The organism is Streptococcus sp. 11273D007BT (genome assembly GCF_053547195.1).
In genome coordinates, this window is sequence record NZ_JBPWPE010000001.1 from 1,161,465 (window position 1) to 1,172,545 (window position 11,081).

An 11,081-nucleotide genomic window follows, 5' to 3' on the forward strand; every position below is an offset into this window, starting at 1 on the left:
GCAGGATTTCCCCCTGCCACTAATCATCTGTTTATGCAAAAATAATTTCCTTTTCCACAATCTCCCTCGCACAAGCCCTTATGTTATTGAGGCATCCTGTCCATTCTAAGGCGTTTTCTGCCTTTAGCTGTTCCGTTATGCCCTGTGCCTGTTTCATACCCTCTATGAGCCTTTCAAAGCGTTCCTGTGCCTGTCTGTTGATGTCGGCAAGGTAGGCGTTTAGCCTGCCGCTTGTAAGAAGATTGGTGTATGTAACTTTACGGTACTGTTTTAGATAATCTAAATGCCGTTGCCCCCAGATGCCTATTGCCTGTTCTTCTTCGGCGGGTACAGTTAAGCACGGTATCAAATAATCCCCTTGCCTTTCGTATTTGCCGCCCAGTTCCTCAAATAATGATTTTGCCATTGTCTGTTACCTCCACATTCTTTTTTATTTTGAATGTCCGCAAAATCCGTCCTACATCCTTGAATCGTTGGTATGCTGGAATTGGCTCCATCTGTTGCTTCTTTCATGTCCTCCAGTTTCCCATTCCAAATGGTCAACTGATTAACCAGGAGCTTGTCGGAAACTTTGGAGTAGGATAACATAACCGTCTTGGTTTCTGTCTGAGTAGTTCGCTGTTGCTGCTCACTCAAGTCAGATACATAGGTCACTTGATAGGTAACTTCCGCAAGTGCAACATTGCTTTCTGTATTGACATAGATACTCGCTGAGTCAAATCGGTAGTCCAGCATATAATCTTTATAAACTTGATTGATCGCTTTATTCTGATTTGCTTCCTCTTCTGAAAATGCCGAGTCCGTCATGTAGGGCTTGATACGAGTGTTATTTTCTCCTAGTTGGACCTTGGTGAAATATTGTGTGAGAAATTCTTTGACAAGCTCATCTGATAGGACTGTCGCTCTTTCCTCTTGCTTTTCCTTTGTCACAAGTTTATTGGCTTCTGCTCGTATTTGGTGCTCAGTTTGTTTTGAAACGGATTGTGAGCCAATCGTATAGCCAATCATGACCATAAAACTGACTGCGATTAAACCTCCTACTCCAATCAGAAATCGAGCTTTCACTTTATTTAACATGGCTTACTCCTTTATTAGTGATAGCCAAATCATAACAAGATTATCTTGGAAAATTTATCACAAGAAAAAGGACTACCAATCGGTAATCCTCCGTGTTAAACTATTCTATTTCTCCACCACTTTATAATAAAGCTTAAAACGAGAAATAGATTCAAAGCAATAAAAAATCCTGTAAAACTCCAAACTCCATTAGTTGCTAAATCTTCTGAATAGAGGTATCTCTCAGTAAAGAAGAGGTAAACTCCATAGATTTCAATAAAGACTAATCCACTGATGAGTCCGATAAGAAATAAAGCACCTGAAACTTTCACAATCCGATAAAGGACAAACAACATCAGTCCTATTGCTGCGATAATCAAAAGGCTTTGTAGAATTTGCTCCAACATCTTACACCTCTTTCTAGGCTAATTGCTTGCGATAGTAGTCAGCCTGTCTCTTGTCTAAATCATCAAGTTGGGCAACCAAATCAAGGTATTCTGCCTTCGTCACCTTATCTAAGCTTGGAAAATCATTCTCACGATTTGTGATGATGATTTCCAGCTGTCCAGTAATTTCACGCCTTGAAAAACTGTAATCAAAGGTCTCATCTTCATACTGTTCCTTTAAAGTTTGGTAGTTTGCCCTATCTTCTGAACTCGTAAAGCCTTGTGACAACCATTCTTCAAGTTGATAACGCATTTCTTCTACTGTTTTGGTCATGGTCTGTTCTCCTTTTGTGATTTCTTGACTTCATTTTACCGCGTTCAAAAATATTTGTCAGCCTTTTTTCTTATATCTCGAGTGCTAGTTGTTGCTTCTTTTGGGCTGTTGTATCTTCACTAAACTTGGCCAAAGCTGCATCTATCTCTTCAATCTCTGCTTCTTTTTCAACCAAGGGAGCCAAGACATCATACTTAGCCTTTACAAGCTGATATTCCTCTTCCTTGGGAAAGATTTTCTCAACTTCAACTTTGGCTACTTGTAGCTTATCTTTTAAATCCTTTACCAGCTCTTGCGTCTTTTCTTGGTCATCCAAAATATGGTCAATGGCATTACTGATCCGTTGAATGGTTCCCACGTCTGATTTCAAATCAAGGGCGACTGTATATTGGTTATCGCCTACAATCATCAAAGAAACAGTCTCTGGTAAAGGCTCACTAGGACCACGTGTTGTCATTTTCAAATCAAATCCTCTAAAGCTGGCAAGCGTTTTGACTTCCTTGGTCTCTGAGCGGTTATAGGTGATGAGTTTACGCAGATAGTCCCCAGCTTCAGCACGATTATCTATTGCTTGATTGTCAAATTGCATGACAAAATCTTGCGACTTTGTTGCCAAAGATTGGGCAATATCTTTATCATATTGACTCAACCGTTTTTCCATAATAGGGAGGTGCTTCTCGCTATAGGAAATGGTATGGCGATACTCGTCTTTGGAGCGATTAAAGGCGCGTTTTTGATTTTCTAAAACTGTCAGTTCATTTTCCAACTCCATTTTGAGCTTAAGGTAGGGATTACCAGTGGCTAAAGCCTTAAAGTCAGAAGCAGTCATGGTTTGTTCATCAATGTCTTCAGCTGATCTCACAGGATCTTTTGAGGTCATTATCTGCGTAATGTATTTGAGCTTATTCTCCTGTGTCTGCCAGAGGTAATTGTCGAAGCTCCCTTTAGTAATATAGTGATAAATATCTACCTCCTGGTGCATGTTTCCCTGACGAATCAATCTACCATTTCGCTGGACAATGTCTGAGGGACGCCATGGAACATCTAAATGGTGAACAGCTTTCATGCGTGATTGTACGTTTAGACCCGTTCCACCTTTTTCAGTCGAAGCCATGAGAATCCGTACTTCCCCACTATTGACCTTTCGTGAGAGAGAGTTTTTCTTCTCATCGGTATTGGCATCATGGACAAAGGCAATTTCTTCTTTTGGAATCCCTCGATCAACCAGCAAAGCTTTCAGTTCGTTGTAGACATCAAAGCCTTCTTCCTTACTTTTAGGTGTTCCAATATCAGAGAAAATCATCTGAGTGGCTTTGTATTCAGCTCCTTCACGGTAAATCCGCTCGACATTATCGACTACTTGAAGGATTTTCTGATTATCCGATAAGGAGTAAGCAGGGTCAATCAACCGCATATCAATGGCTAGTTTTCTGGCTTCTCCTGTGTAGGGTAGGATACTAGCGAGGTAGTCATTGCGACCCCTTTTCCATCATCCCCCCACCGAACCGGACATGATACTTTCGCATCATCCGGCTCTCCAGTAATTTCATTTCATAAACGTGTATTTATTGAACCATTATGTATTGCATGGTGACAATCCCGACAAGTCACTAGCGTTTTTCGACATCTTGCTGACATGATTTCTTTCCACTTTGGAACTAATTTCCCATTGTGTTTGTTCAAGTCTGCTAATTTTCTGATATGATGTACCTCTATGTTCTCCTCACTTCCACATAGCTCACACTTATTTGCGAGTAATCGCTTGATAAGCTCTGTTCGACCACCATAAACTTGATACGGAGCATCTTCTATTACAGCTTTCTTTTTATAAGAAAGTGAAATGCCACCCCACGTTGCAACTAGAGGAGGTTTATCTTCTCGAGGCACAACTACCTGTAAACACGGCACAGTTCGGCCATTCGTGCTAGTTGTGGTAGTCTTATATTTAGCTAACATTTTATTAATGGATGACTTATGTTTAAATGCTAATGTTTTAAGGAGTGATGTTTCCATATACCAATAGACTTTTGAGAACCATGACAAATTTTGTGCCAATATATAATATTGAACCAGCCCTCTATATTCTTGTTGGTAAGTTTGAACGATACTAAAGTCATCATCATGCAATAAGTTATTACGATGAATAGCTTTACCATTTTTCATGTATTGGCGGCATTTGCTTTCAATAACTGATGCAGGTACAAATAATGCGATAACACCATTGGCACTCCGTCTCCCTTTGTTATCAATATAATCATTGACACGTTGTGCTTTTATCTCATATCCCAGAAATTTAGCTGATTCTCCAGTCGCATGGGTAATCAAAGTCTTTTCTTGAGAAAGTTCCAAAGATAACTTAGTATTTAAAAAGTCTCCAATTTGCTTCTTTATAGCTTTTGCCTCAGCTTTTGAACCTGTAAAGCCTAGAATAAAGTCATCCGCATACCGAACATATCTTAATCTACGATAGCTGGTATCATAAGTATCAACTGAAGGGAGATTTCTTCTCTCAACAATTAACTGATGAGCTTTTTTATAATCTCCTTTAACCTGATAGCATTTAATTCTTCTACTCAAACGATTATAGGCTGAGTTTGCTTTCTGCTTTTTACCTCTTTTATATTGAGGTATCAGTTCTTCACCGACCCACTTATCAAATTGATGTAAATAGATATTAGCTAATAAAGGACTAATAACTCCACCTTGCGGTGTTCCACTAATAGTCTTGTGAAACTTCCAATCATCAAGATATCCTGCCTCAAGCATATTTTTGATAAGCCTAATAAACCTACCATCCTGAATTTGTCTAGACAACATAGTGATTAATACATCGTGGTCAATCTTGTCAAAATAACTAGAGATATCTCCTTCTATGAACCAACGTGTCCCTTTCCAAGTCTGAATTTCTTGTAAAGCTGTATGACACCCTCTTTTTGGTCTAAAACCATGAGAATGTTCACTAAATTGTGGCTCATAATAGGCTTCTAATATCATGCGAATCACTTCCTGAAGAAGTTTATCACTCCATACTGGTATTCCCAAAGGACGGTGTTTTCCATTCTTTTTAGGAATGTACTCTCTCCTAGCTGGTCTCCAGTAATAGGTTTCTTGTCTTAATTGTTCAATAATCATATCTATTTTTTGAATAGACATTCCATCAATCGTTTCCTCTGTAACACCCTTTGTCATTGCTCCATTATTCGGGTATAACTTTGCATAGGCTATCAGATAGAGTTCTCGATTAAATAGTAACTTATAAACCCTTTCGAGTGGTTTATCTTGTTTTCCACGTTCATGAATGACCGTTAAAATAGTTTTGGCTGTACGCATCCCACGCACCTAATCCTTTCTAACTAATCGAAATTACCTGTCACCCTTCGCCATGTACAAGGATTTCCCTTGCTCGGACTACTACGGTGACTCCGTTACCATAAGGGTCTCCCCTCTTAGGCAATCCTGCTATTCGTTAAAAATGTACGTTCTAGTAACCCTTAGGTTCCTCACTCATTCCTTTATTCATACTTATCGTATGCTCTTTTACTGTAGAAAGTTATTCGTCCAAAATCACAACAACGAATATACAGTAACATCGGTCTCAGTTACTTTCCGATGGGCGATGCTTTGCACCTAGTCAGAATTGAGGTTCAAGCAGTTTAGCCTTAACCATAGGTTACGGAACTTGCGGCACATCAAAGCGTTGTAACTCGCTCCTTATCCGCTTTACTAACATGCTATTGTCCCCTTTGGGTTTCCCCGCTAGGTTAGTTAGTTGTTCCTATTATTTACTTTCAATAATATCCCTCTGTGAGGGAGATACATTTTTACGCTTAACAGCGCACGATTTTAAGCATGTTATCTCTACTTGGATCAACACTACCTGACTTGATAGCGTCCGATCGCTCTACCAGCTCTTCTAAATAGTATTTCTGAGCTTGCGTTAACTCGCTTTCCACCGCAATAATCTTAGCTTCAGGTACAGGTAAGTCGAGCATATCTGAGGTCTGAATATCGGCAGTTTCCTTGTAGATTCGCATGAGTTCAGGAAGGTTGACAAATTTCTTGAACCGTTTCTTGGGTTGGTACTTATCTCCTGTCGGGGCTAGTTCCATAGAGTTTTCAATATTCCCAAAAGCCCCAACCCATGAATCAAAATTGGATACCTGGTATCGCTCTAAAACATCAGGTTGAATGTAATTCATCATGGTGAAAAGTTCACTAATAGAGTTAGAAACTGGTGTTCCTGTCGCAAAAACGACATTTCTATCTCCATGCTCTGCCTGAACCTGTCTCACTTTCATTTCCATATCCACGTTCTTTTTTGAAGTTGTGTTGGTAATGCCAGCTACATTCCCAAGTCCAGTGATTGGACGGATATTCTTGAAGTGATGAGCCTCATCCACAAAAAGAAAATCAATTCCAAGGTTTTCAAATTCGATAAAGGTATCTCGCTCTAGTTTTTGGAGTTCTTTCAACTGGTGTTCCAATCCCTTAATCGAACGTTCCGCTTCTTTCACCGTGTAATCAGAGTCACTTCCTAGTTTAATTTCTCTGAGTTGCTCAAGTTTGTCATTGATATAGGTGACCTGTTTTTCACGACTCATCGGTATCTTCTCAAATTGTGAATCCCCAATGACAATGGCATCATAGTCCCCTGTAATAATCCGAGACACAAACTGCTTACGTTTGGCTTTGGCAAAGTCTTTCTTAGTAGTCACATAGACTTTCTTGGTAGGGAAAAATTTCATGATTTCTTGACCAAACTGGGCAGTCAAACTAGAAGGGACCACATAAAGTGGTTTATGTACCATTCCGAGTTCTTTCAGTTTGAATCCTGCCCCAAGCATGGTAAGTGTTTTACCTGAACCAACTTCATGAGCTAGTAGGGCACGTTTCTCCTCCACAATCCGTTGAATGGCATTCTTTTGGTGAGGACGTAAGGAAATATTCTGGGCAAGTCCATCAATGGTTAAATGGCTACCATCATAGACCTTTGATACTGTACGATTATAGAGACTGTTATAGGTGTCTTCAATCATCTGTTGGACTTCTGGATACCTTGCTACAAAATCTTGAAAGAATTCCTGTAGGTGTGTTTCCTTGGCACGCAGGACTGTTGTTTTCTCTACATCCGTCACATTCTTTTTCTTATCCCCTTCAACAATTTGTTTTGTGATCGTTGGTTGATTGGAATTCAGGAGATTTTCGAAGATTTTTCGACCACTATCATAGCGTGAAGCAGGGACACCTAAACTCCTATCCGTTGCGTTGGAATAGGTGTAGGCAAATTTAGATTGGTAAGTGATAACCCCGTCAATGGGACTAACTTCAAGGACTATTGCTACTTCTTGGTCTGACAGTTCATAGGCTTTCCCCATAAAGGTTTCTTGGGCAAATTTTCCGTAAACAGACAAAGGAATCCAGCGTGAACCGATTCGATAATCAATGTCTGCCAAAGTAATACGTGCTGGTTTGATAGCTTCTAGAAGTCCTGCATAATGTGACCAGTTAAAGTCCTGATTGTCTTGTTTGACGAATAGATCTACCATTTCTAACTTAGTGACGACATCACCTGACAGAAAGTCTTGGCGAGAAACATAGGTCAATTCTCCATTCAAATACTTCTCAGGATCAGGCATAATGAGGTCGCCTAATTCCTCAATCAAGGTCATCTTCGATTCAACCTGATAGATAGACATCATATAATCGAAATCAACACCACGTCCGTCAGCCAAGCTCGAATTTAAGGCATCAAGGGCAGTATGTACCTTTTTAACCTCTTTTTCAGGACGCACTAAAGCCTTCTCAAAAGCAAGGGATTTAGTATAGATAACAGACTTTCCACTTGGATCCAGACTTTCATCTTCCAAACTAGCAAGAAGCGAATACTTATCATCACTATCAAAAAGATTGCGGTTCACAGCACTATTCAAATACCCATAGTGTTTGACAAAGCTATCATAGGTACGATTGAGTTTGCCTAACAAGTGGTTAAAGGTCTCCTTATCATAGTCATAATAGCGTTGAATGGCAATAACTTCTTGGTAGGCATTGCGAATATCGACCATTCCTTTGATACGTGCCACTTCTTTATAAGACAATGGAGCTTCATAGAAAACTGTCTTTTTATAATACCCCTTAAACTGACCACGTTTGGCTGCATCATCGGTCACATAGACATCCAGAGCAGTGTTATCAGTCACTTCTAAGGCATTAAAGCGATCAATCTGCTTTTGAGAATGTTTGGTGTCCCATGCTTTGAAGTTGCCCTCTTCATCGACATAGTAACTGATTTCTTCCGTCTTGGTTCCGACTCGAATGCCTTTGTTATCTCGATAGTAAACTGTAGAACCCTGATAACCAAAACTGTACTGACCTAGATTTTCCCTCATTTCAGCTGGAATGGAGGTATCATTGACTTGTTTGGTCAACACATCTGGGTTAATGATGACCTCATTTCTATCAATCTCTCTTGGGGCCTTAACGTGATTTAGAGCTGTTTCAACACTTGCAATCAAGTCATCACTAGTCCCCTTAACAGAAAGTGTTCCGCCGTTAAAATTTCTGATCTCGTAGGTTCCTAGCACTTGGCTATTGTATTCCCCATCAAAATAAGGATTGAGCCAAATGCGACTATCCTTATCATAACGAATGGAACCTGAAAAGGCTAAGTCGTCTGCCACATATTCCTTGTTCAGGTGTTTCTGGAAGAATAACATATCCGTTGTGACACTCGTTCCCGCAATGGCCTTAAAGGCAGAATCAGGCAGTCGAACCCCACCAAAAAATTCAGTTGTCTCACGAATATCTTGTAAGATGTTTTCTGTTCGCTTATCCATAGTTCCTATGGAAGAGATAATCGCTACTTGTCCACCATCATGGACCAAATCAAGTGACCTTTTGACAAAGTAGTCATGAATCATGTAAGGCCTATCGTACCTGTTATCCGCAATTCGAATATTGGCAAAGGGCACATTTGAAATCACCAAATCAAAACTATTGTCGTTAAAAGCCACCGTCTCAAAGCCCTTAATTTCAATGTGACTATTTGGATGAAGGTGTTTGGCAATAGCTCCTGTAATAGTATCTAATTCCACACCATATAACTCACTCTTTTCTCTTAAGTGCTTGGGCATTGCTGCAAAAAAATTCCCTGTTCCCATGGAAGGATCTAGGATTTTGCCACCTGTAAAACCATCTCTTTCCAACTTATCCCACATCTGACGAATCAGGGCTGGGTCTGTGTAATAGGCTGTCAGAGAGGACTGTTTCATATCCGAATACTCTTTACCTGTGACTAGGCTTTTCAGTTCTTCTCGTTCCTTATAAAATTTTGGATTATAGTCATCAAAAAATTCATTGGCTAGTCCACCCCAGCCTACATACTTGGCAAGGAGTTCTTGTTCATTTTTACTTGCCTGACGGTGTCCCGTTTCAAGTGTTTTAACCAAACGAATGGCCGCAATGTTTGTCTCAACCTTATCTCTAGCAGTCTTTGGATAAAAGTCCGTCATATCTTCTGGAAAATAAAAGTCCATTACTGGAATCTCTGGAATTGTTTCGACGACTTCCTCTTCAGGAATTTGATTATCTGTTTCTTCAAGATCAGTATCGTTATGACCTTTTTCTGAACCATCTGGTTCCAATAGTCCAATACTCTGAACTGGCTCCTCTTCCAGAAATGAAAAAAGATTTAGTTCTTGGTCCGCTTCTTCTAACTCTGTTTGTGGTTCTGCCTTTGGCTGATGAAGTGCCTGACTGACTTCTTCCCAGGTCCTCACATAAAGAACTGGATTTTGTTCAATGATATCCGAAAAGTCATTGACTAACTCAATCCGAATCAAACCGTTCAATCGAGCATCGCTGACGGACACGACCTCAAAGTCCTGTCCCTTATAGGAAACCAATGACCCCAGAGGATAAGTGTCCAAGACTCTCTGAACCAGTGGATTTTCCGCGAATTCTTCATCAACTACTTCTTTCGTCTCAGCTTTCTCTAGCTTGCTTTTCCAATCTCTAAGGGTTAAATCTGGCTGATTACCTTTATCTTTTTCAAATTGCTCCGCATCTTCTCTGCTGAGTTCTTGGTGTAAAAAGGCATAAGCAACCTGTCGCAACTCTTCTAAAGATAGTTGACTGCCAAAGAAAAATTCAACCTTTTCATGATTTAGTCCCATTTGGAGTAGTTCTGTCGCAAGGGCTAGTTGAGTTACCGAGGCTTTGGGATAGCCACCTAGTAAAGCAAGGTCCGCATTTTTTAAACGAAAACGACCAGCCGCATCCAATAAAATACCGACTCGGTCTGGGTCAAACTGAGATAAATCAATCCCTAGCTGAGTCAATTTTTCTTGATTTTCTGTCCTAATGGCTCGTCCAATTTTTTCTAATTCCTTTTCTTCGACTGTAGTCAGCGTTCGTTTCAGCTCATAGGGACTGCCACCAGCCTCGAGATAGGTAAGTAATTCCTCGCCATCAAAGACTGGTGTCATTTCCATCTCTGTGTCAAAATCACCTCGTCTAAAACTTGGGACTTTGGAACGTTCATTTCGAATTTGGTCAAAATATGTTAGTATCTCAAATTTACGTCGTAAAGATAACTCCTCATAAGCTGGCAGATGACTGGTTTTTCCTGTTTGAACATCTAGTTGAGACAAATCTACATCCAAACTAGCAATAACCAGAGAGCCCTCTTCTCGAAAAGATATTGCTTGATGAACACTTGTTTTGTGCTCATCAACAGTTTCTTCATTTTCTAGAATAGTTTCATCGGCTCTTGTTTCAAGCTCAGGCTCGTAAGTTAAGAGAAACTGTTCAATATCTCGGCTAATACGATCCGCTAAATTATTAGCCACACGATACACATTGACCAAATTAGCTCCCCTACTCTTTTGTAATAGAGAATCTGGTGAAATAGTTTGGTAGTGTCCATTTGAGTCTAATAGTTGAAAACGAGTGGCCAGATTGAACAAGGCCACTTCAATCACCAAGTCTTTTTCAGACGGCGATAGTTTGTCGAGTTTTTGGAGACCAGTTTGGCCGAAAACTTGTGTATAGGTCAATAGATCATGAGCAGTATCATAAGGACTAGCCTGGACAAAAGCTGAAACATCTGTCTCAAAGTGAAGTACCTGAACAGATCTTTTGATTCCCTGCCTATTGGTCAAAAACTGACGAATAAGACTATCCCACTCCTCATCAAAATGCTCTGCTTGGTAATATAAAAATTCCTCAAGCAGGGCTCTATCACGAGGAATGGTGGCTCTCATCATTTGTAGTAAGACTTCTTGATTCATTTTCCCTCCCATTTT

At 40.1% G+C, this 11,081-nt stretch carries 5 protein-coding genes and 2 pseudogenes; all 7 read right to left on the reverse strand.

What is annotated here, in order from left to right:
• Positions 1-31: 31 nt before the first annotated feature.
• Positions 32-406 carry a TnpV protein gene (locus ACEE75_RS05965; protein WP_001129922.1) on the reverse strand — a complete coding sequence of 125 codons (375 nt, stop codon included), beginning with the start codon at positions 404-406 and terminating at the stop codon, positions 32-34.
• Positions 346-1,077 (reverse strand): hypothetical protein, encoded by a 732-nt coding sequence (locus tag ACEE75_RS05970; protein ID WP_002935082.1) that lies wholly within the window; start codon positions 1,075-1,077, stop codon positions 346-348. The genes ACEE75_RS05965 and ACEE75_RS05970 overlap by 61 nt, the downstream gene beginning before the upstream one ends.
• Positions 1,078-1,172: 95 nt before the next feature.
• A complete protein-coding gene (locus ACEE75_RS05975; RefSeq protein ID WP_002935084.1) occupies positions 1,173-1,463 on the reverse strand; it encodes a DUF5966 family protein in 291 nt (96 codons plus the stop codon).
• A 13-nt stretch (positions 1,464-1,476) separates the two neighbouring features.
• Positions 1,477-1,776, reverse strand: a complete 300-nt coding sequence (locus tag ACEE75_RS05980; protein ID WP_024401832.1) for a DUF5962 family protein — start codon at positions 1,774-1,776, stop codon at positions 1,477-1,479.
• A 70-nt stretch (positions 1,777-1,846) separates the two neighbouring features.
• Positions 1,847-3,235: pseudogene (locus tag ACEE75_RS05985) on the reverse strand (helicase-related protein); the annotation flags it as partial.
• Between the two features lie 92 nt (positions 3,236-3,327).
• Entirely contained in the window at positions 3,328-5,106 is a 1,779-nt protein-coding gene (locus ACEE75_RS05990; RefSeq protein ID WP_044979937.1) for a reverse transcriptase/maturase family protein, read from the reverse strand.
• A 509-nt stretch (positions 5,107-5,615) separates the two neighbouring features.
• A pseudogene (locus ACEE75_RS05995) lies at positions 5,616-11,066 on the reverse strand (DEAD/DEAH box helicase family protein); the annotation flags it as partial.
• Between the last annotated feature and the right edge of the window lie 15 nt (positions 11,067-11,081).